This window comes from Streptomyces sp. NPDC127177, assembly GCF_042672475.1.
In the GTDB taxonomy this organism is placed as follows: domain Bacteria; phylum Actinomycetota; class Actinomycetes; order Streptomycetales; family Streptomycetaceae; genus Streptomyces.
Map to the genome: position 1 here is coordinate 1 of NZ_JBHXUW010000034.1, position 21757 is coordinate 21757.

General features: G+C 70.9%; 19 protein-coding genes. 8 read left to right on the plus strand and 11 right to left on the minus strand.

What is annotated here, in order from left to right:
- Positions 1-255: 255 nt before the first annotated feature.
- From ppdK to ACFVJX_RS21345, 6 genes are all read right to left on the minus strand, one after another.
- On the minus strand, positions 256-3003 hold the full coding sequence (gene ppdK / locus ACFVJX_RS21320; RefSeq protein WP_384128575.1) for a pyruvate, phosphate dikinase: 2748 nt from the start codon (positions 3001-3003) through the stop codon (positions 256-258).
- A 340-nt stretch (positions 3004-3343) separates the two neighbouring features.
- On the minus strand, positions 3344-4051 hold the full coding sequence (locus ACFVJX_RS21325; protein WP_384128573.1) for an HAD family hydrolase: 708 nt from the start codon (positions 4049-4051) through the stop codon (positions 3344-3346).
- Entirely contained in the window at positions 4048-5214 is a 1167-nt protein-coding gene (locus tag ACFVJX_RS21330; protein ID WP_384128571.1) for an ABC transporter ATP-binding protein, read from the minus strand. Before ACFVJX_RS21330 ends, ACFVJX_RS21325 begins: the two co-directional genes overlap by 4 nt.
- A gap of 6 nt (positions 5215-5220) precedes the next feature.
- Positions 5221-6174: an ABC transporter permease gene (locus ACFVJX_RS21335; RefSeq protein WP_384128569.1), complete on the minus strand. Its 954-nt coding sequence runs from the start codon at positions 6172-6174 to the stop codon at positions 5221-5223.
- The gene (locus ACFVJX_RS21340) at positions 6162-7076 is read right to left on the minus strand and encodes an ABC transporter permease (protein ID WP_384128567.1); all 915 of its coding nucleotides are present in this window, start codon (positions 7074-7076) and stop codon (positions 6162-6164) included. Before ACFVJX_RS21340 ends, ACFVJX_RS21335 begins: the two co-directional genes overlap by 13 nt.
- A complete protein-coding gene (locus ACFVJX_RS21345; protein ID WP_384128565.1) occupies positions 7076-8254 on the minus strand; it encodes an ABC transporter substrate-binding protein in 1179 nt (392 codons plus the stop codon). Before ACFVJX_RS21345 ends, ACFVJX_RS21340 begins: the two co-directional genes overlap by 1 nt.
- 282 nt (positions 8255-8536) lie before the next feature.
- Between ACFVJX_RS21345 and ACFVJX_RS21350 the strand changes: the two genes are divergently transcribed.
- Complete coding sequence (locus tag ACFVJX_RS21350) at positions 8537-9292, plus strand: GntR family transcriptional regulator (RefSeq protein WP_384128564.1); 756 nt, start codon at positions 8537-8539, stop codon at positions 9290-9292.
- 20 nt (positions 9293-9312) lie between these two features.
- Here ACFVJX_RS21350 and dusB read toward each other — a convergent pair whose 3' ends face one another.
- A complete protein-coding gene (dusB, locus tag ACFVJX_RS21355; protein ID WP_384128561.1) occupies positions 9313-10461 on the minus strand; it encodes a tRNA dihydrouridine synthase DusB in 1149 nt (382 codons plus the stop codon).
- Between the two features lie 147 nt (positions 10462-10608).
- Here dusB and ACFVJX_RS21360 point away from each other — a divergent pair, with 147 nt between their 5' ends.
- Positions 10609-12141: an MFS transporter gene (locus tag ACFVJX_RS21360; RefSeq protein WP_384128559.1), complete on the plus strand. Its 1533-nt coding sequence runs from the start codon at positions 10609-10611 to the stop codon at positions 12139-12141.
- Here ACFVJX_RS21360 and ACFVJX_RS21365 read toward each other — a convergent pair.
- Positions 12111-13037: a helix-turn-helix domain-containing protein gene (locus ACFVJX_RS21365; RefSeq protein WP_384128557.1), complete on the minus strand. Its 927-nt coding sequence runs from the start codon at positions 13035-13037 to the stop codon at positions 12111-12113. The two genes, ACFVJX_RS21360 and ACFVJX_RS21365, sit on opposite strands and share 31 nt — an antisense overlap.
- Before the next feature lie 164 nt (positions 13038-13201).
- Here ACFVJX_RS21365 and ACFVJX_RS21370 point away from each other — a divergent pair, with 164 nt between their 5' ends.
- Positions 13202-14623 carry an MFS transporter gene (locus ACFVJX_RS21370; RefSeq protein ID WP_384128581.1) on the plus strand — a complete coding sequence of 474 codons (1422 nt, stop codon included), beginning with the start codon at positions 13202-13204 and terminating at the stop codon, positions 14621-14623.
- A gap of 138 nt (positions 14624-14761) precedes the next feature.
- Here ACFVJX_RS21370 and ACFVJX_RS21375 read toward each other — a convergent pair whose 3' ends face one another.
- Positions 14762-14992, minus strand: coding sequence for a DUF6243 family protein (locus ACFVJX_RS21375; protein WP_384128555.1), 231 nt, complete (start codon positions 14990-14992; stop codon positions 14762-14764).
- Between the two features lie 298 nt (positions 14993-15290).
- Here ACFVJX_RS21375 and ACFVJX_RS21380 point away from each other — a divergent pair, with 298 nt between their 5' ends.
- Both ACFVJX_RS21380 and ACFVJX_RS21385 read left to right on the plus strand, forming a co-directional pair.
- Positions 15291-16304 (plus strand): aldo/keto reductase, encoded by a 1014-nt coding sequence (locus ACFVJX_RS21380; RefSeq protein WP_384128553.1) that lies wholly within the window; start codon positions 15291-15293, stop codon positions 16302-16304.
- A 158-nt stretch (positions 16305-16462) separates the two neighbouring features.
- Entirely contained in the window at positions 16463-17050 is a 588-nt protein-coding gene (locus ACFVJX_RS21385) for a TetR family transcriptional regulator (RefSeq protein ID WP_384128551.1), read from the plus strand.
- Between the two features lie 62 nt (positions 17051-17112).
- On the opposite strand, the gene ACFVJX_RS21390 is transcribed toward ACFVJX_RS21385, so the two are convergent.
- Together ACFVJX_RS21390 and ACFVJX_RS21395 are read right to left on the minus strand one after the other, a co-directional pair.
- A complete protein-coding gene (locus tag ACFVJX_RS21390; RefSeq protein ID WP_384128549.1) occupies positions 17113-17319 on the minus strand; it encodes a hypothetical protein in 207 nt (68 codons plus the stop codon).
- Positions 17320-17410: 91 nt separating this feature from the next.
- Entirely contained in the window at positions 17411-18793 is a 1383-nt protein-coding gene (locus ACFVJX_RS21395; RefSeq protein WP_384128547.1) for a glycine--tRNA ligase, read from the minus strand.
- Positions 18794-19000: 207 nt separating this feature from the next.
- Between ACFVJX_RS21395 and ACFVJX_RS21400 the strand changes: the two genes are divergently transcribed.
- From ACFVJX_RS21400 to ACFVJX_RS21410, 3 genes are all read left to right on the plus strand, one after another.
- Positions 19001-19954: a metal ABC transporter substrate-binding protein gene (locus ACFVJX_RS21400; protein WP_384128545.1), complete on the plus strand. Its 954-nt coding sequence runs from the start codon at positions 19001-19003 to the stop codon at positions 19952-19954.
- A gap of 80 nt (positions 19955-20034) precedes the next feature.
- The gene (locus tag ACFVJX_RS21405; protein ID WP_384128579.1) at positions 20035-20817 is read left to right on the plus strand and encodes a metal ABC transporter ATP-binding protein; all 783 of its coding nucleotides are present in this window, start codon (positions 20035-20037) and stop codon (positions 20815-20817) included.
- 2 nt (positions 20818-20819) lie between these two features.
- The gene (locus tag ACFVJX_RS21410; protein WP_384128543.1) at positions 20820-21713 is read left to right on the plus strand and encodes a metal ABC transporter permease; all 894 of its coding nucleotides are present in this window, start codon (positions 20820-20822) and stop codon (positions 21711-21713) included.
- The last annotated feature ends 44 nt before the right edge of the window (positions 21714-21757 follow it).

Below are 21757 nucleotides of genomic sequence, written 5' to 3' on the forward strand. Positions count from 1 at the left end.
GTCCATGGATGGGGATCCATGGACCGCACCCCGGTCCGTTCCGGCATATCTCTTTGCGCATTAAACGAAGCAATGGAGCGCCCGGAATCGGGGAAAGCGCTCGCTCCCGGCCCGCCCGGCCCCGGGCCGGCGGAGATGGGGAGGCGGCGGCACCCCCGCACAGGGTGCCGCCGCCTCAGGGAATTCCGCGCCGGACGCCGTCCGGTGAGGGTCGCCCCGACCGGCGCCCCCTGCGGAATCAGTGGTTCAGGTGCCTCAGCGGCTGTCGCTCCCGCGCGACACCGCGGCCGCCCGGCCCGCCTCGAGGCGCGCCACCGGAATGCGGAACGGTGAACAGGAGACGTAGTCGAGGCCCACCTCGTGGAAGAAGTGCACCGACTCCGGGTCGCCGCCGTGCTCGCCGCAGATGCCGAGCTTCAGGTCGGGACGGGTGGCCCGGCCGGCCTCCACGGCGCTGCGTACCAGCGAACCGACGCCGTCCTTGTCGATCGTCTCGAACGGCGACACCCCGAAGATGCCCTTCTCCAGGTACGCGGTGAAGAACGAGGCCTCCACGTCGTCACGGGAGAAGCCCCACACCGTCTGGGTCAGGTCGTTGGTGCCGAAGGAGAAGAACTCGGCGGCCTCGGCGATCTGAGCGGCGGTCAGCGCGGCGCGCGGCAGCTCGATCATCGTGCCGATCTTCAGCTTGAGGTCGGTGCCGGTGGCGGTCTGGACCTCGGCGATGACCCGGTCCGCCTCCTCGCGGACGATCTCCAGCTCCTGGACCGTGCCGACGAGCGGGATCATGATCTCGGCGCGCGGATCGCCCTTGGCGTTCTTGCGCTCGGCGGCGGCCTCGGCGATCGCCCGTACCTGCATGGCGAACAGACCGGGGATGACCAGGCCGAGCCGGACCCCGCGCAGACCGAGCATCGGGTTCTGCTCGTGCAGCTTGTGCACGGCCTGGAGCAGCCGGAGGTCGTTCTCGTTGGCGTCCTTGCGGGACTCCGCGAGCGCCACCCGGACCGACAGCTCGGTGATGTCGGGCAGGAACTCGTGCAGCGGCGGGTCGAGCAGCCGCACGGTGACGGGCAGTCCGTCCATCGCCTCGAACAGCTCGATGAAGTCGGCCTTCTGGAGCGGCAGCAGGCCCTCCAGCGCCGTCTCGCGCTCCTGGTCGGTGTCGGCCAGGATCAGTTTCTCGACCATCTCGCGGCGCTCGCCGAGGAACATGTGCTCGGTGCGGCACAGCCCGATGCCCTGGGCGCCGAAGCGACGGGCCCGCAGGGCGTCCTCGGCGTTGTCCGCGTTGGCCCGCACCCGCAGCCGGCGCACCCGGTCCGCGTACGCCATGATCCGGTGCACGGCGGCGACCAGTTCGTCGGCGTCGTCGGCTCCGGCGTGCATCCGGCCCTCGAAGTACTCGACGACCGGCGACGGCACGACGGGCACCTCGCCGAGGTACACCTTGCCGGTCGAACCGTCGACGGAGACGAGGTCCCCCTCCTCGACGACGGTCCCGCCGGCCGTGAGCCGGCGCCGCTTCGTGTCGACCTCGATCTCCTCGGCACCGCAGACGCAGGTCTTGCCCATGCCCCGGGCGACGACGGCGGCGTGCGAGGTCTTGCCACCGCGCGAGGTCAGGATTCCCTCGGCGGCGATCATGCCGTCCAGGTCGTCCGGGTTGGTCTCGCGGCGGATCAGGATGACCTTCTCGCCCGAACGCGACCACTTGATGGCGGTGTACGAGTCGAACACGGCCTTGCCGACCGCCGCGCCCGGGGACGCCGCGATGCCGCGGCCCAGCAGTTCGGTCTTCGCGTCGTCGTCGAAGCGCGGGAACATCAGCTGCGCCAGCTGTGCGCCGTTGACCCGCTGGAGCGCCTCGGCCTCGTCGATGAGGCCCTGGTCGACGAGCTGGGTGGCGATCCGGAAGGCGGCACCGGCGGTGCGCTTGCCGACCCGGGTCTGCAGCATCCAGAGCCGGCCGCGCTCGATGGTGAACTCGATGTCGCAGAGATCCTTGTAGTGGGTCTCCAGCGTCTCCATGATCGCGATCAGCTCGTCGTACGACTTCTTGTCGATGGACTCCAGCTCGGCGAGCGCCACGGTGTTGCGGATACCGGCGACGACGTCCTCGCCCTGCGCGTTCTGCAGGTAGTCGCCGTAGACGCCCTGGTGGCCGCTGGCCGGGTCGCGGGTGAACGCGACTCCCGTGCCGGAGTCGGGGCCGAGGTTGCCGAAGACCATGGAGCAGACGTTGACCGCCGTGCCGAGGTCGCCCGGGATGCGCTCCTGCCGGCGGTAGAGCTTGGCCCGGTCGGTGTTCCACGAGTCGAAGACGGCCTTTATGGCCAGGTCCATCTGCTCGCGCGGGTCCTGCGGGAAGTCACGTCCGGCGTCCCGCGTGACGATCTTCTTGAAGTGCTTGACCAGTTTCTTCAGGTCGGCCGCGTCGAGATCCACGTCCACGGTGACGCCCTTGGCCTCCTTCGCGGCCTCGAGCGCCTCCTCGAAGAGTTCGCCGTCGACCCCGAGGACGGTCTTGCCGAACATCTGGATGAGGCGGCGGTAGGAGTCCCAGGCGAACCGCTCGTCGCCGGCCTGGGTGGCGAGACCGACGACGGAGGCGTCGGAGAGGCCGATGTTGAGGACCGTGTCCATCATGCCGGGCATCGAGAACTTGGCGCCGGAGCGGACGGAGACCAGCAGCGGGTCGTCGGCCTGGCCGAGCTTCTTGGCCATCCGCGTCTCCAGGGCGTCGAGGTGCGCACTCACCTCGTCGCGGAGCGCGGCCGGCTCGTCACCGCTGTCCAGGTAGACCTTGCACGCCTCGGTGGTGATGGTGAAGCCCGGAGGGACGGGGAGCCCGAGGTTGGTCATCTCGGCGAGGTTGGCACCCTTCCCGCCGAGCAGGTCCTTCAGATCCTTGTTGCCCTCGGTGAAGTCATAAACGAACTTCTGCCCCGCAGGCTCCCGGGAGTTCGGGGTGGATACATGGGGATCTTTGTTTTCCGACACGGGTCTCGACTCCTCGAGGACGCGGTGGCTGCCCTGACGGCGAGGAACATACCCAGATCGAAGGTGTCTGGGTACGTCCACTTGGCCGTCATGCGACCGCAACCACCTGTCCGCCAGCAGATCCAAAGAATCTCTTCGGCGATCGAGCCGAGACTCTTCGTTCAGCTCTTGAAGACGGCATGGTTATTTCTTGGCGATCGACACTCACCTGAGCGGACCTCATCGCATCTGAGTACACTTCCCGAAGGCTGCCACGTGGCACTGAGTGCCAGGTCTTCCAGAAGTGCAGCCATCGGCAATACGCTCGTTTGAGCGCACCCCCGATCAAGGGTGGCGCGAATCACGCTGATTCCGGACCCCGAATTTCACGATTCGGACGCCTCAGGCAGTCGCTCAGCACTCCGAGGTCCACGTCCTCCAGGCTACGGACGAACGTCCGCCCCTGTCCGGGAGCCACGGGCAGCAGCGACGGGACCACCAGCACCGCGCACCCCGCCGCGTCGGCGGAGGCCGTGCCGTCCGGGGAGTCCTCCACCGCGACACAGGCCGAGGGCGCGGCGGAGAACCGGCCGGCCGCCGCCCGGTACGGATCCGGATGGGGCTTGGTCCGTACGGTGTCGTCGGCCGACAGCGTGAAGGCGAAGTCCACCCCGGCCAGCGACCCCGCCACCACAGCGTCGACCACACTCCTCGGTGAGGCACTGACCAGGGCGAACGGCACTCCGGCCGCGTCCAGCGCGGCCAGCAGCGCGGCAGCCCCCGGGCGCAGCGGCGCGCCCGCATCGACCTTTCGGAAGAAGGAGCCGGTCAGCTCCGCCGCGGTCCGGTCGAGTGCGGCGGTCCGGGCCGGTGCGTCGGATCCGCCGGTGACCGCGATCAGATGAGCGGCGGTGTCCGCGACGGCCCGGCCGACGACCTCCGGCGCGTCGGCGTCGGTCAGCCGGTGGCCGAGTCCGGCGGCGACCTCCCGGGCCGTCTCCCACCACAGCACCTCGGTGTCGACCAGGGTGCCGTCCATGTCGAAGAGGACGGCGGCGGGGGCCTTCACACCTTCGCCCGGCTGTCGGAGGCGCCGGTTTCGGGCGCCGTCCTCTCCCGTACGGGCACGACGAGCACCGGGCGCCGGACCGGGTTCACCCGCGCCCGTACCCCCGGGGTCAGCTCGGTGGCGTCCCGCGAGGGGAGGTCGGCCTTGACCGCGACACCGTCCGGCAGGTCGAGCAGGACCCGGGTGACCGAGCCGAGGAAGGAGGCGGAGACGACCGTGGCCGTGCCGTCCGGGTCGGCAGCGGCACCGATGTTCTCGGGCCTGATCAGGACGTCAGCCGCTCCCCTGCCCGCCGGGACCTCGCCGTCGACGGGGAGCGTGGTCCCCGCGACCGCCACAGAACCGTCGCCGGTCAGCCGGCCGGGCAGCCGGTTCATGGTGCCGACGAACTCGGCGACGAACGGGGTGGCGGGGCGTTCGTACAGCTCGGCCGGGGGCGCGTACTGCTCTAGGCGGCCCGCGTTGAGGACGGCTACCCGGTCGGCCATGGAGAGGGCCTCCTCCTGGTCGTGGGTGACGAAGATGGTGGTGATGCCGAGCGACAGCTGAAGGCGGCGGATCTCCTCGCGCAGCGTGAGCCGGACCTTGGCATCGAGTGCCGAGAGCGGTTCGTCGAGCAGCAGCACCCGGGGGCGCAGGGCGAGCGCCCGGGCCAGGGCGACGCGCTGCTGCTGGCCGCCGGACATCTGGTGCGGGAAGCGGTTGCCGTGAGCGGGCAGCCCGACGAGTTCGAGGAGTTCGGTGGCGGTGGCGTGCCGTTCCGCGGTGGAGACGCCCCGCATCCGGGGGCCGAAGGCCACGTTGTCGCGGGCGTCGAGGTGCGGGAAGAGGCTGTAGGACTGGAAGACCATTCCGGCGTCGCGCCGGTTGGCGGGGACGGGGGTGATGTCCTCGCCGTCGACCAGGACCTCGCCGGAGTCGGGCTGCTCGAACCCGGCGAGTACCCGCAGCGCGGTGGTCTTGCCGCAGCCGGAGGGGCCGAGCAGGGCGAGGAGCTCGCCGGGTTCGGCGGTGAGATCGAGCCCGTCGAGGGCCACGGTGTGGCCGAACGCCCGGCGCAGGGAGCGGAATTCCACCCGGGCTCCGGTGGCGGCCCGTCCTTCCGGCGCATCGGTCCTGACCGGCTCGGGGTGTCCGGCGGTGGCGGTGGGCAGGGCTGACATGGGTGGCTACTCCTTGCCGGGTACAGGTACGGGTACGGGTACGGGTGCCGAGACGGTGGCGGGGGCGGTACCGGCGGCCGGGGCGGCGGCCGGTACGGAGGTGGCGGGCCCGGTTCCGGCGCGCGAGAGGACGAGCAGCAGAGCCCAGGTGATGAGCAGGGAGAGCAGCGAGACGGCGACCGACATCCGGGCCTCGGCGCCGGAGACGGTGACGATCCACACCGCGAAGGGCCGGAAACCCAGCAGCGAGGCGATGGTGTACTCGCCGAGCACCAGCGCCAGGGTGAGGAAGGAGGCCCCGGCGAGCGAGGAGCGCAGGTTGGGCAGGACGACGCGCAGGATCACCTGCACCCGGCCCGCCCCGCAGTTGCGGGCCGCCTCCACCAGCGTGGGCACATCGACTGCGCGCAGCCCGGCGTCCAGCGAGCGGTGGACGAACGGCAGCGCGAGCACGGTGTAGGCGAGCACCAGCACCACCGGGAACGACTCGTTCTGCACGGCGAGGAACGTCTGGTAGAGCGGGGTGCGCGAGAGGTGGTCGGGTCCCCAGCGCAGCACGGTGGTGATGCCCGTGACCAGGGCGATCGGCGGCACCACCAGCGGCAGCATGCAGACGACCTCGACGACGGCCCGCAGCCGGGGCGGCCCGAGCCGCACCGCGACGAGCGCGGGGACGACGAGCAGCAGGGCGAGGGCGATCGTGGCGGCGGCGAGGGAGAGCGAGAGGACCAGGCTGTCGGTGAACCCGTCGGCCGACAGGATTCCCTGGTACGCCTCGAAGGTGATTCCGCGGCCCGGCACATGGACCGTGAAGACGAACGAGGAGAGCAGCGGGGTGACGAAGTACAGCCCGGCGGCGACCAGGACGGCCCCGCGCCAGTAGCGCGGCCTGCGGCCGGCCGCCTTCGCCGTGGCGGGGGCGGGGGCCGTGTCGGAGGCGGGAGCGGTCAGTGCAGCCATCGGGAGCTCCGTCGCTGGAGGGGCAGATAGACCGCCATCACCAGTCCGGCGATCACGATCATGTCGAGGCTCAGCGCCAGTGCCACGTTCTCCTGGCCGACCAGGACGTTCCCGGAGAGCGCGTCGGCGATCTTCAGGGTGACCAGCGGTACGGAGCCGCCGACCAGGGCCGCGGCCGTGGCGTGCGCGGCGAAGGCGCTGCCGAAGAGCAGGACGAACCCGCCGAGCAGGGCGGGCGCAAGCACCGGCAGTCCGACGCGGCGCCAGAACTGCCAGGTGGTGGCACCGGTGTTGCGGGCGGCCTCGCGCCACTGGGGGCGCAGCCCGTCCAGCGCCGGGACGACGACGAGCACCATGAGCGGGATCAGGAAGTAGAGGTAGATGACGGTCAGTCCGGTGAAGGAGTAGAGGTTCCAGCCGAGGGTGTCCAGATGCCCGAGCTCGGTGACCACGCCGGAGATGCCGAGGGTGGCGACGAAGGCGAAGGCCAACGGGATCCCGCCGAAGTTGGCGAGCACACCGGAGGCCGTGAGCACGGCCCCGCGCAGCGTGCCGCGCCGGGAGGTGACGACGGCCTGGGCGATCAGCACGCCGAACACGGTGGCGAGGGCGGCGGTCAGCGCGGACAGCTCGACGCTGCCGGTGAGCGAGGTGAGGTAGGGCCCCTGGAGCGAGGAGCGCAGGTTCTCGCCGGTGATCTCGGTGGTGCCGGCGACCGGGTCGGATCGGGTGAACGCCCCGTACAGCAGGGCGCCGGCGGGCAGTCCGAAGCAGAGGCCGGCGAAGACGAGCAGCGGGAGCGCGCCGAGCCAGGCGCGGGGCGGACGGCGCCGGCGGGTGCGGCCGCCGGCTTCCGGGACGTCCGCCCCCGGGCCCGGAGCGGACGGGTGGGCGGCGGTCATCAGGAGACGGCCTTGTCCCAGTTCCCGGAGAGCGTGGCGTTGGCCTTGTCGAGCTCGTCGGAGCTCGGGAAGGCCGGGGTGCCCTCGACCGCGGGGAGCTTGCTGACGAAGGTCTTGTCGGCGGTGCCGTCCTCGGTCATGGCGGGCAGCAGGACGGGGCGGGCGTACCCCTTGAGCCAGAGGTTCTGGCCCTCGGCGCTGTACAGGTACTCCATCCACAGACGGGCGGCCGCCGGGTGCGGGGCCTCCTTGTTGACGGCCTGCGAGTAGAACTGGGCGTACACGCCGTCGGAGGGCACGGAGACCTTCCAGTCGACGCCCTTGCCCTTGAACTGGTCGGCGTACCCGGCGTTCAGGTAGTCCCAGTCGATGCTGATCGGCGTCTCGCCCTTCTCGACGGTCGCCGGGGTGGATTCGACGGGGATGAAGTTGCCGCTCTTCTTGAGCTTGCCGAAGAAGTCGATGCCGGGCTGGATGTCGCCGAACGAGCCCTTGTTGGCCAGGGACGCCGCGTACACGCCGCCGAACGCGGAGCCCGACTTGGTGGGGTTGCCGTTGAGGGCGACCTTGCCCTTGTACTCGGGCTTCAGCAGGTCGGCGAAGGTCTCGGGGCAGTTCTTGATCCGGGCGGCGTCGCAGCCGATGGAGACGTAGCCGCCGTAGTCGTTGAACCAGCGGCCGTCCGCGTCCTTCTGGCTGTCGGGGATCTTGTCCCAGGCTGCGACCTTGTACGGGGCGAAGAGGTTCTCGGCCGCGCCGCTGCGGGCGAAGGCGATGCCGAGGTCGAGGACGTCGGGGGCGCGCTTCTGTCCCTTGCGGGACTTGACGGCGGCTATCTCGTCGGCGCTGGCGCCGTCGGGGTTCTCGCTCTTGATCCTGACCTTGTACTTGGCCTGGAAGGCCTTGATCAGCTCGCCGTAGTTCGCCCAGTCCGGCGGGAGCGCGATCACGTTGAGCTCGCCCTCCTTCTCGGCGGCGGCGACCAGCTTGTCCAGCCCGCCGAAGTCCGCGACCGAGGTGGCCTCGGTCGACTTCACGCCCTTCGCCCCGGTCCCGGCCTTCTCCTCGGGTGCGGCACCACAGGCGGTGAGCGCGGTCAGGGCTGCCGCACCGAGGGCGATGGCGGCCACCGTACGGCCGTTGGCGCGGGTGCGGGGGCGGGGACGGTGTCTGCGCACGGTGGGTCTCCTGAAAGCGAAGTGAGTGCCACTTGTTCATACAAGCTGGCATCAGTTCGCCCGGCCCGGGTGTCCGGGAAGTTAACGTCCGATGTCCGGTGCGGCAAGAGGCGAGGAAGAGGAACGCCCACCATCCAGGGGCTGTTCCAGGTAACGACCGCGCATCGGAACGCTCTGCGGCAGCGTTAGAGTGAGCGGCAGGACCGTCATCGACGAGCGGACCTGTACACAGCCCATGATCCGTGGAGTTCCAGTCGCGGACCGGCAGGCCGAGGGGGGCGCGTGAGCCATTCACGCTATCGGGAGATCGCGGAGTCGCTGCGGCACGCCATCCGCAGCGGGACCTATCCGCTCGGATCCCGGCTGCCGTCGGAGAGCGATCTCGCCACCCGCTGGTCGGCGTCGCGCGGCACCGTCCGCCAGGCGGTTGCACTACTGGCCTCCGAGGGGCTGATCGGCTCCCGGCAGGGGGCACGCCGGGTCGTCCTGCGCAGCGAGCGCCGCCAGAGCTTCCAGCAGCTCAACAGCTTCGCGCAGTGGGCGGAGGCGATGGGGTGCGAGGTCTCCAGCCGCATCCTGACCCGCGCGATGCGGACGGCGACCGCCGAGGAGGCCGAACGGCTGGACGCGGAGCCGGGCGACGAGGTGCTGTACGTGCTGCGGCTGCGACGGCTCGACGGGGAGCCGGTGATGGTCGAACGGACCGTGTACGCGGGCTGGGTGGCCCCGGCCGTCCTGGCGTTGCCGGAGGACTGCGTCTCGATCATGAACAGCATCGCCGAGCGTGCGGACGTCGTCGCCCACTACGGCGAGCATCTGATCGACGCGGTCGCGGCGGGCAGCGAGGACGCCAGGCTGCTGCGGGTGCGCCGGGCCAGCCCGCTGCTGCGGCAGCGGCATCTGACGTACACCGCCGCGGGCCGGGCCATCGAGTGGACCGACGACCGCTACCGGGCGGGGAGCATGGTCTTCAACGTGATGAACTCCGCGGCGGCGGCCCCGCTGGAGCGGCGGCCGGGCCCGGGCGTCGGGGGCTGAGCCCGTTCGCCGGTACCGCGTCAGCCGCCCGAGGTGTCCAGCTCCGCGTCGGCGGAGATGCCCGCGCAGTCGTACGGGTCCTTCAGCCAGCCGTCCGGGAGCACCACCCGGTTGTTGCCCGAGGTCCGTCCACGGGGGCCGTCGGCGCCGTCCGGCCACGGCTGGTCCAGCCGCAGCTCGTGCAGTTGCGAGCCCAGCTCCTCCAGCGAGGAGGTGACCGCGAGGTTCCTGCGCATCTCGGATCCGACCGCGAAGCCCTTCAGGTACCAGGCCACGTGCTTGCGGAAGTCGATCACGCCCCGGCTCTCGTCGCCGATCCACTCCCCCAGCAGCGTCGCGTGGCGCAGCATGACGTCCGCGACGGTGCGCAGGGAGGGAGTCTGCCGGATCTCCGTCCCCTCGAAGGCGCTCACCAGGTCACCGAAGAGCCAGGGCCGGCCCAGGCAGCCGCGGCCCACGACCACGCCGTCGCAGCCGGTCTCGCGCATCATCCGCAGGGCGTCGTCCGCGCACCAGATGTCGCCGTTGCCGAGCACGGGGATCTCCGGGACGTGCTCCTTGAGACGGGCGATGGCCTCCCAGTCGGCCGTGCCGCCGTAGTGCTGGGCGGCGGTCCTGCCGTGCAGGGCGACAGCCGTGACGCCCTCCTCCACGGCGATGCGGCCGGCGTCCAGGTAGGTGAGGTGGTCGTCGTCGATGCCCTTGCGCATCTTGATGGTGACCGGCAGATCGCCCGCGTTGGAGACGGCCTGCTGGAGGATCGCGCGCAGCAGCGGCCGCTTGTACGGGAGCGCCGAGCCGCCGCCCTTGCGGGTGACCTTGGGTACCGGGCAGCCGAAGTTCAGGTCGATGTGGTCGGCGAGGTTCTCGTCGACGATCATGCGGACGGCCTTGCCGACCGTGACCGGGTCCACCCCGTACAGCTGGATGGAGCGCGGTGTCTCGCTCGCGTCGAAGCGGATGAGCTGCATGGTCTTCTCGTTGCGCTCGACCAGCGCCCGCGTGGTGATCATCTCGCTGACGAACAGCCCCTTGCCGCCCGAGAACTCCCGGCACAGCGTGCGGAAGGGCGCGTTGGTGATGCCGGCCATGGGGGCGAGGACCACCGGCGGCTGCACGGTGTGCGGGCCGATGCGGAGCAGCTGGGGCGCGGGGGCGAGCGTGGTCATTCCCCCATTGTCGCGTACGCGGGGAAGTGCTCCCGGCGTCCGTCAGGATCCCCGTTCCGGAGGCCGGGCCCCCGGCCCCGGCGGTACTGTCCTCCGACTCCGGCGGTACTGTCGGCAGCAGTCGTTAGTTAGCCGTACTATCCATGTATGCCCGAGCTCAGCCACCGGCGACGGATGCTGGTGCTGGCGATCTGCTGCATGAGCCTGCTGATCGTCAGCCTTGACAGCACCGTCCTCAACGTCGCCCTGCCCTCCATGCGCCAGGACCTGCACGCGAGCGTCGCGGGGATGCAGTGGACGATCGACGCGTACACGCTCGTCCTCGCCTCCCTGCTGATGCTCGCGGGTTCCACCGCCGACCGGATCGGCCGCCGCAAGGTCTTCATGGCCGGACTCGTCCTCTTCACGCTGGGATCGGCGCTCTGCTCGGTCGCGCCCAGCCTGGAGACGCTGATCGTGTTCCGGATGGTGCAGGCCGTCGGCGGCTCCATGCTCAACCCGGTCGCCATGTCGATCATCACCAACACCTTCACCGACCCGCGCGAACGCGCACGGGCCATCGGCGCCTGGGGCGGGGTCGTCGGCATCTCGATGGCCGCGGGACCGCTGGTCGGCGGCGGTCTGGTCGACTCGGTCGGCTGGCGGTCGATCTTCTGGATCAATCTGCCGGTCGGCATCGCCGCCCTGCTGCTGACCTGGCGGTACGTCCCCGAGTCACGCGCCCCCAAGGCCCGCCGCCCCGACCCGGTGGGCCAGCTGCTGGTGATCACTCTGCTGGGCTCGCTGACGTACGCGATCATCGAGGCGCCGCAGAAGGGCTGGACCTCCGCCGAGATCCTCCTCTTCGCCGCACTCGCGGCCGCCTCCCTGGCCGGCCTGCTGGTGTACGAGCCCCGGCGCACCGATCCACTGATCGACCTGCGGTTCTTCCACAGCGTCCCGTTCAGCGGGGCGACCGTCATCGCGGTCAGCGCGTTCGCCGCGCTCGGCGGCTTCCTCTTCGTCAACACCCTCTACCTGCAGGACGTACGGGGCCTGAGCGCACTGGGCGCCGGTCTGTACATGCTCCCGATGGCGGCGGTCGTCTGCGTGCTGCCGCCGCTGTCGGGCCGGCTCGTGGCCAGCCGGGGACCGCGCATCCCGCTCCTGGTCGCGGGGATCGCGATGGCGGCGAGCGGGCTCATGTTCGCGGTGTTCGACGCGGAGACCGACAACGTGCTGCTGTTCACCGGCTACGTGCTCTTCGGTCTGGGCTTCGGCGCGGTGAACGCGCCCATCACCAACACCGCCGTCTCCGGCATGCCCCGCTCCCAGGCGGGCGTGGCCGCGGCCGTCGCGTCGACCAGCCGCCAGATCGGGCAGACGCTGGGCGTCGCCGTGATCGGAGCGGTCCTGGCGGCGGGGATGACCGGCGCCGGCTCCTCCTACGGCAGCGGCGCGGCCGGTGACTTCGTGGCGGCGAGCAGGCCGGCCTGGTGGATCATCACCGGCTGCGGCGTGTGCGTCCTGCTGGTCGGCGCGCTGAGCAGCGGACATTGGGCACGCGGCACCGCACGGCGGACGGCGGAACGGCTGGAGGGTGCGGCGGGCGGCACTCCGGCGACGGGAGGCTCCTCGGCCGCGGGGGCTGCCCACCGCACGGCCGGCGGTCAGTCCTCGTCGGCGAGCACCAGGTCCTGAAGGCGCTGGAGCCGCTCGTGCGTCTCCTCGTCGCGCGGGACATAGGTGACCAGCCGCGGCCCGGCCGACGGGCCCAGCCACAGATCCGACGTCTCCACCCGCAGCAGCCCCACGTACGCGTTCCGGAATACCTTGGACCGGCCGCCGGAGGTGACGACCTCGTGCCGCGCCCAGGTCTCCCTGAACTCCGACACCGCTTCCAACCGCTTGAGCAGGGCCTTCCACGAGGGCTCGGCGAGGTGCTCGGCCATCGCGGCACGGAATTTGGCCGTCAGGAAGCGGGTCACCTCGGCGATGTCCATGACGGTGGAGCGCCACTGCTCGTTCGTGTAGGCCAGCAGCATGATGTTGCGGTCCTCGGGCGCCACGGCGTCCAGGTCGCAGAGCAGCCGGCCGTAGGTGCGGTTGTGGGCGAGGACGTCGTACCGGCTGTTCTGGACGCAGGCGGGGATCGGCTCCAGCTGACGCAGCATCGCGCGCAGCGCCGGGGTGATGCTCGGGCACTCCGTGCCGGGAGCCGGGTCGACGGCGCCCGCGAGGGAGAAGAGGTGGCTGCGCTCGCTGCGGTCGAGGAGCAGTGCGCGGGCGAGGGCGTCGAGGACCTGGGGCGAGACCTGGATGTCACGGGACTGTTCGAGCCAGGTGTACCAGGTGACGCCGACGGCGGAGAGTTGGGCCACCTCCTCGCGGCGCAGCCCCGGCGTGCGCCTGCGGCGGCCCCTGACCAGGCCCACCTGCTCGGGGGTGATCCGCTCCCGGCGACTGCGCAGGAAGTCCGCGAGCTCGTGCCGCCGGATCTCTGTCTCGGGGAGCTCGGGAGCCTCCGTGACCGCCGGCGTCACGGGATCCGCCGGGGCTGCGTGGCCCGTCCGGGCTGCGGTCGCCATCGTCGTCATTCCTCCAGCGTGCTGGACGTCCCGGCACCGTGCCGGGTGCTCTTTGTACCAGGATAAAGACACTCTGGTACCAGGCTTCGAGAAGAGCGATCGTCGTTGCCGTGAGTGAATCCTCTGTACGGCCGAATGTTCGGCCGAAGACGTCTGCCACCACCGCCGCGCCCGTGGTGCGGCACGAACACCCCACGCCGGTCCTCGGCGCGCTGGGGCTGTTCACCGTGCTGCTGGGTGCGGCCCTCCCTCTGATCGACTTCTTCATCGTGAACGTCGCCCTGCCCACCATCGACCACGATCTGGCCGCGGGCCCCGCGCTGCTGGAACTGGTCGTCGCGGGTTACGGGCTGGCCTACGCCGTCCTGCTCGTACTCGGCGGCCGGCTCGGCGACATGGCCGGCCGGCGCCGGCTCTTCCTGCTGGGCATCGCCGCCTTCGGGGTCACCTCGCTGGCCTGCGGTCTCGCTCCGGACGCCTGGACGCTGGTCGGGGCGCGGGTGGCCCAGGGCGCCGCGGCGGCGCTGATGCTGCCGCAGGTGCTCGCCACCATCCAGGCGGCCACCTCGGGCCACCGTCGGGCCAGGGCGATGAGCCTGTACGGGGCCACGGCCGGGCTCTCCATGGTCGCGGGCCAGATCCTGGGCGGGGTGCTGGTCGCCGCCGCGCCGCTGTCGTCGGTGTTCGGCGAGAGCGCGGGCTGGCGGTCGGTGTTCCTGGTCAACGTTCCGGTGGCGGCGGTGGGGCTGGTACTGGCGGCCCGCTCCGTGCCGGAGACGCGCTCGGAGCGGCCCGCGCCCGTCGACGTACCGGGCACGCTGCTGCTGGCCGCGTCACTGGTCACGCTGCTGGCCCCGCTGACCGAGGGGCGGGCGGCGGGGTGGCCGCTGTGGACCTGGGTCTCGCTGGCCCTGTTCCCGTTCGCCGCGGTCGCCTTCTACCGGGTGGAGCGGCGGGCCGACCGCGGCGGCCGCATCCCGCTGGTCCCGCCGAGCCTGCTGCGGCTCGACTCGCTGCGGCGCGGGCTTTCGCTGGTACTGCCGTTCTCGGTCGGCTTCGGCGGCTTCATGTTCGTCATCGCGGTGGCCCTCCAGCAGGGCCTGAAGCTGGGCCCGGCGGCGTCCGGCCTGTCGATGGCCCCGATGGCGGCGGCCTTCTTCGCGGCGTCGCTGGCGGGTCCGAGGCTGGTGCGGCGGTACGGCAGCCGGGTCGTGACGGCCGGCGGGATCATCCAGGCGCTCGGCGTGGTGGTGCTGGCGCTCACGGTGTGGCGCGAGTGGTCCGGACTGGGGCTGCTCGGGCTGCTGCCGGGAATGGCGATCGCCGGTCTCGGCCAGGGCCTCCAACTGCCCGTCCTGTTCCGCATCGTGCTCTCCGACGTGCCGCCGGAGCGGGCCGGTGTGGGCGGCGGGGTCATGACGACGACCCAGCAGGCGGCGCTGGCACTGGGCGTGGCGACGCTCGGCTCGCTGTTCCTCTCGCTGGCCCCGGGCTCGGGGATGCGGGACGCGCTGGTCGTGACGCTGCTGGTCCAGCTGGCCGCGGTGGCCCTGACGACACTGCTGAGCCTGCGGCTGCCGCGCACGGTGTCGTGAGCGCGGCTCCGTCACTGCCGTGGGCCCGGGACACCTGAGGTGTTCCGGGCCCACGGTCGTACGAGTGGCGCGATCCGCGATCTGCGATCCGCGGGGGGCGTCAGCTCGGCACCGGAGCGTCAACTCGGCACCGGAGCGTCAGCTCTGCGCCGGGGCGTCCTGCTCCGCGGCGTCCTGCCCGGCTGCCGCGTCGTCCGGCTGCGCGGGGTGACCGGCACGCTCCCGCATCTTGCGCAGCAGCTCCTGCTTCTGCTCGGCGGCCGTCTTCCGGTCGGCGTTGCGCTCGGGACCTGCGCCCTGCTGTTCGGCTCGGGACAGCTTCTTGCGCTGTCCACCGACGCCGAGGAGGTTGTTACGGCTCTTGGCCACGGGGTTCTCCCATTCGTGGTGAAAGTGAGGGTCCGAGACGACCCTGGATCGATCCGGGCGGGCGGCGGGTGGTCGACCCGCCGCGCTCTCACTCGTAGATCTGGAAGAACGAAGACATGCCGGAACGGTACCGCGCCCCGGTCTGCCCCAGCACCGAGTTTTCGGCCGGTGGACTCACCCTCCCGAGGGAACATGGACTGACAGATATTGAAATCTGTCATCCCGCATGTCATGGTCGAACCACGAGTCGCGGCATACCGCGCCGCGGCTCGGCCACGCCGTCCACCCGGGAGTCCCCATGAACGTCCTCCGCACCCGCACCCTCGGCTCCACCGGCCCGCAGGTATCCGCGCTCGGCCTCGGCTGCATGGGTATGTCCGCGCTGTACGGCGAGACCGACCGCGCCGAGTCGGTGGCCACCATCCATGCCGCGCTCGACGCGGGCATCACCCTGCTGGACACCGGCGACTTCTACGGCATGGGCCACAACGAGCTCCTGATCAACGAGGCTTTGCGCACCGCCCCCGCCACCGCACGGGAACAGGCCCTGACGAGCGTGAAGTTCGGTGCGCTGCGGACCGTCGAGGGCGGCTTCACCGGCTACGACGGCCGCCCGGCGGCGGTGAAGAACTTCGCGGCCTACTCGCTCCAGCGGCTCGGCCTCGACCACATCGACGTCTACCGGATCGCGCGGCTCGACCCCGACGTCCCGGTCGAGGAGACCGTCGGCGCCATCGCAGAGCTGGTCGAGGCCGGACACGTGCGCCACATCGGCCTCTCGGAAGTCGGCGCGGAGACGATCCGGCGGGCGGCGTCCGTCGCCCCGATCTCCGATCTGCAGATCGAGTACTCGCTGATCTCCCGGTCCATCGAGGCGGAGATCCTGCCGGTCTGCCGCGAGCTCGGCATCGGTGTGACCGCGTACGGCGTGCTCTCCCGCGGGCTGATCAGCGGGCACTTCACCCGCGAGCGCGAGCTGAGCGCCGGGGACTTCCGGACCATGAGCCCCCGCTTCCAGGACGAGAACCTCCAGCACAACCTCGACCTGGTGGACGCGCTCCGCAAGACCGCCGAGCAGAAGGGCGTCACGGTCGCGCAGATCGCCATCGCCTGGGTCCTCGCCCGGGGCGAGGACATCGTGCCGCTGGTCGGCGCCCGCAGGCGCGACCGGCTGACCGAGGCCCTCGGCTCCCTGGACGTGGAGCTGGGAGCGGCCGATCTCGCCGCGATCGAGGAGGCCGTCCCGGCCGGAGCGGCGGCGGGCGCCCGCTACCCCGACAGCCAGATGGCCCACCTGGACAGCGAGCGCTGACGCCCGGGTACGGTCAGCAGGGTCCGGCGCGGCGACACCGTCGGCAAGCCGCACGCGAGACCCTTCCGGCGCCGGTCCCGGACCGCCCGCAGCCGTGCGACAAACCGCCCGTAGCCGCGCGACACCGCACGACGCCCCGAAAGGCAGCACACCCGCCGATGACGCCGCCGCCCGACCCGCTGACCCCCGAGCGCATCCTCGAAGCCACCGAGGAGGTGCTGCGCCGCTACGGCCCCGCCAAGGCGACTGTGGTGGACGTGGCCCGCGCACTCGGCGTCAGCCACGGCAGCGTGTACCGCCACTTCCGCACGAAGGCCGCCCTGCGCGAGGCGGTGACCGGCCGCTGGCTGACCCGCACGGAGCTGGCGCTCACCGAGATCCTGCACGCCTCGGCCCAGCCAGCCCCGGCGAAACTGCGGCAGTGGCTGGAGGCACTGTTCGAGGCCAAACGACACAAGGCGGGTGACGATCCGGAGCTGTTCGCCACCTACGAGGTGCTGATGGGTGAGAGCACCGTGGTCGAGGAGCACATCCGCGAACTGGTGGGCCAGCTGCGGAAGATGATCGAGGAGGGCGTGGCGGACGGCCAGTTCGCCGCGGCCGACCCGGCGGCGGCCGCCCAGGCCGTCTTCGACGCGACGGCACGCTTCCACGACCCGGCGTATGCCGCCGAGTGGCAGAAACCCGCCATCGCGGCCGAGTTCACCGCCGTCTCGGACCTGCTGCTGCGCGGCCTGCGGGCCTGACGGCGGACCCGGCGAAGGCTGCGGGACCGGCCGGGGAAACCATGGACACGGGCCCGGCGGGGCTACGAGGTGGTCGGGTCGACCGTCGCCTGGTGGGCCTCGGCGAGGTGTTCCTCGGCCTTCAGCCAGGGCAGGAACTGCACCCCCTTGCGCCAGTCGCAGGTGTCGCAGCTCAACTGCCGCTGCACCCCCGACTTCCTTACGTGGACTATGTGTTCACGGCCGTGCTGGTCCCATCTGCTGACCTTGCTCGTGGTCATGGACGGCATCCGAGCCTCCTGTGGACGATTGTGCCCAGTGTGCACGAAGCCCCCGGTTCCGTTCGGGGAACCGGGGGCTTCGTGCAGTGGATGCGAGGCGTCAGCAGCCGAGCAGCCGGGAGCCGAGGTACGCCTGGATCTGGTCCAGGGAGACGCGCTCCTGCTTCATGGTGTCGCGCTCGCGCACCGTCACCGCGTTGTCGTCGAGGGTGTCGAAGTCGACCGTGACGCAGAACGGCGTGCCGATCTCGTCCTGGCGGCGGTAGCGGCGGCCGATGGCGCCCGCGTCGTCGAACTCGATGTTCCAGTTCTGCCGCAGGTCGGCCGCGAGGCCCTTGGCCTTCGGCGAGAGCTGCGGGTTGCGGGACAGCGGCAGGACCGCGACCTTCACCGGCGCCAGGCGCGGGTCGAGGCGCATCACGGTGCGCTTCTCCATGACGCCCTTCGCGTTGGGCGCCTCGTCCTCGATGTAGGCGTCGAGCAGGAAGGCCAGCACCGAGCGGCCGACACCGGCCGCCGGCTCGATGACGTAGGGGGTCCAGCGCTCGCCGGCCTCCTGGTCGAAGAAGGACAGGTCGGTGCCCGAGGCCTTGGAGTGGGCCTTCAGGTCGTAGTCCGTACGGTTGGCGACACCCTCCAGCTCGCCCCACTCGCTGCCGCCGAAGCGGAAGCGGTACTCGATGTCAGCGGTGCGCTTGGAGTAGTGGGAGAGCTTCTCCGCCGGGTGCTCGAACCACCGCATGTTCTCCTCGCGCAGGCCGAGACCGGTGTACCAGTTCCAGCGCTGCTCCATCCAGTACTCCTGCCACTGCTCGTCCTCGCCCGGCTTGACGAAGAACTCCATCTCCATCTGCTCGAACTCGCGGGTGCGGAAGATGAAGTTGCCCGGAGTGATCTCGTTCCGGAAGGACTTGCCCATCTGAGCGATGCCGAACGGCGGCTTCTTGCGCGAAGCCGTCTGCACCTGGGCGAAGTTGGTGAAGATGCCCTGGGCGGTCTCGGGGCGCAGATAGGCGACCGAACCGGAGTCCTGGGTCGGGCCGAGGTGCGTGGAGAGCAGGCCCGAGAACTCCTTGGGCTCGGTGAAGGTGCCCTTGTTGCCGCAGTTGGGGCAGTTGAGGTCGGCGAGGCCGTTGACCGGCGGCTTGCCGTGCTTCTCCTCGTACGCCTCCTCCAGGTGGTCCGCGCGGTAGCGCTTGTGGCAGGAGGTGCACTCGGTCAGCGGGTCGGAGAACGTGGCGACGTGGCCCGAGGCCACCCACACCTCGGGGGCCAGGATGACCGACGAGTCGAGTCCGACCACGTCCTCGCGCGAGGTGACCATGTAGCGCCACCACTGACGCTTGAGGTTCTCCTTGAGCTCAACGCCCAGCGGCCCGTAGTCCCAGGCGGCGCGCTGGCCGCCGTAGATCTCACTGGAGGGGAAAACGAAGCCACGGCGCTTGCTCAGGCTGACGATGGAGTCGATCTTGTCGGCGGCCACGGTGCTCTCTTCATTACGACGACGAAATTGGACAGGGCCTGCGCGAAGCGCCTCGACGGGGGTGGTGGTCGGGAGACGGGTGCGCGGATGCCTCAGATTACCGGCGGGCACGCCCCTTCGATCAAATCGGTATCGGGACAGTCACTTCCGGAGGCATCTCATCAGCCTTGTTGACAATCGTTTCCACTTTTGTTGAAAATGACTGTCATGAACGAACGTCGCCTCATACCCACCGCCGCCGTCGCCGGAGCAGTCGTCCTCGGCCTCACCGCGCTCTCCGCCTGCTCGACATCCGACGCCGCCGATCACAAGGGCGGTGACAAGCTGAACGTGGTGGCCTCGTTCTACCCGATGCAGTTCCTCGCCGAGCGAATAGGCGGCAGCCACGTCTCCGTCTCCAGCCTCACCAAGCCGGGCGTGGAGCCGCACGACCTGGAGCTCAGCCCGCGCCAGATCGGCAGCCTCAGCGACGCCGACCTGATCGTCTACCTCGACGGCATCCAGCCCGCCGTCGACGACGCGATCAAGCTCTCCGAGTCGAAGAACACCGTGGACGCGGCGAAGCTGACCACGCTGGAGGACCACGGCACCGAAGCCGGCGGCGAGGAGCACGCCCACGAACACGAGGGCGAGGAGGCCGGCGCCGACCCGCACATCTGGCTGGACCCGGTGAAGTACGCCGAGGTCGCCAAGGGGGTCGGCAAGTCCCTGGAGAAGACCGACCCGGACCACGCCGCGGACTACCGCAAGAACACCGACGCCCTGGTCAACGAGCTCGGCGCGCTCGACACCGCGTACGCGAAGGGGCTGAAGTCGACCTCCACCAAGACGTTCATCACCACCCACTCCGCCTTCGGGTACCTGGCCGAGCGCTACGGCCTCACCCAGGAGGGCATCGCCGGGATCGACCCCGAGGCCGAGCCCAGCCCCGCCCGGATCAGCGCCCTGCACTCCATCGCGAAGCAGAAGAAGGTCACCACCGTCTTCTTCGAGACGCTCGCCAGCGACAAGACGGCGAAGACCGTCGCCCGGGACACCGGCCTGCGGACCGACGTCCTGGACCCGCTGGAGGGAATTACCGACAAGTCCAAGGGCGATGACTACATCGAGGTCATGAAGTCCAACCTCGTCGCGTTGCAGAAGGCACTCGGCGAGAAGTGAGCGACGAGACCGCCCAGCCCGGTCCGGCCGGCCCCGCCGACCGGACCACCCCGAACCCCGCAGCAGCACCGGAGGCGCTCATGCCCGAGCCCGCGAGCTCCATCCCCGAACCCGTGATCGTCCTGCGCGACGCCACGGCCACACTCGGAGCACGCCCCGTCCTGCGCGGCGTCGACCTGACCGTGCACCGCGGCGAGGTCGTCGCGCTCCTCGGTGCCAACGGTTCCGGCAAGTCGACAGCCGTGCGCTCCGCCATCGGCCAGGTCCCGCTCACCGGCGGCACCGTCGAGCTCTTCGGCACCCCGCTGCGCCGGTTCCGCGACTGGGCCCGGGTGGGCTACGTACCGCAGCGCACCACGGCGGCCGGCGGCGTGCCGGCCACGATCCGCGAGGTCGTCTCCTCCGGACGGCTCTCCCGCACCAAGCTGGGCCTGCCCCGCCGGGCCGACCGCGCCGCCGTCGACCGGGCGATCGAACTCGTCGGCCTCGCCGACCGCGCCAAGGACTCCGTGAACGCCCTCTCCGGCGGCCAGCACCAGCGCGTGCTGATCGCCCGCGCGCTCGCCGCCGAGCCCGATCTGCTGATCATGGACGAGCCGATGGCCGGCGTCGACCTGGCCAGCCAGGAGATCCTCGCCGCGACCCTGCGCGAACAGGTCGCCGCCGGCACCACCGTGCTGCTCGTCCTGCACGAGCTCGGCCCGCTGGAGCCGCTGATCGACCGCGCGGTCGTGCTGCGCGACGGCTGCGTGATGCACGACGGGCCGCCCCCGAAGGCGGTCGGGCAGCACGCACTGCCCGGCCACGACCACGTACACCCCCACGCGGCTTCCGAGCCCGTCCGGACGGGACTGCTGAGCTGATCATGGACTTCCTCACCCCTCCCTTCATGCAGCGGGCGCTGATCGCCGCCGTGCTCGTCGGCGTCATCGCCCCCGCCGTCGGCATCTACCTGGTGCAGCGCCGGCAGGCCCTGATGGGCGACGGCATCGGTCATATCGCGATGACCGGCGTCGGCCTCGGCTTCCTGCTCTCCACCAGCCCCGTCTGGATGGCCACCGCCGTCGCCGTCGTGGGCGCGGTCGTCATGGAGCTGATCCGCTGGTACGGCCGCACCCGCGGCGACATCGCCCTGGCGATGCTGTTCTACGGCGGCATGGCGGGCGGTGTCCTGCTGATCAACCTCTCCGACACCGGCTCCAACGCCAACCTCACCTCGTACCTCTTCGGCTCGCTGTCCACGGTCTCCTCCGAGGACATCACCGCGATCGGTCTGCTGGCGGCGTTCGTGCTGCTGGTGACGGTGGGCCTGCGCAGGCAGCTCTTCGCGGTCAGTCAGGACGAGGAGTTCGCCCGGGTCACCGGTCTGCCGGTGCGGGTGCTGAACCTGCTGGTCGCGGTCACCGCCGCGGTCACCGTCACCGTGGCGATGCGGGTCGTCGGGCTGCTGCTGGTCAGTGCCCTGATGGTGGTCCCGGTCGCCGCCGCGCAACAGATCACCCGCTCCTTCAAGGTGACCTTCGTCCTCTCGGTCGTCATCGGGGTCGCCGTTACGCTGGCCGGCACCGTGACCTCGTACTACCAGGACGTACCCCCCGGAGCGACGATCGTGCTGCTCGCCATCGGCGTCTTCGTCGTACTGACCGTGCTCGCCGCACCCCTGGCCAGAAGCCGCGCGCGCAGGAGCGAATCGGTCTCGGAGCGGTGCACCCTGGAGGTACCGGCAACGCGCCGGCCGGCGGACGACGTCCGCGTCTGACCCCGCGGCCGGGCCGGGCTGGCACAATGGCCCGACAAACGTAC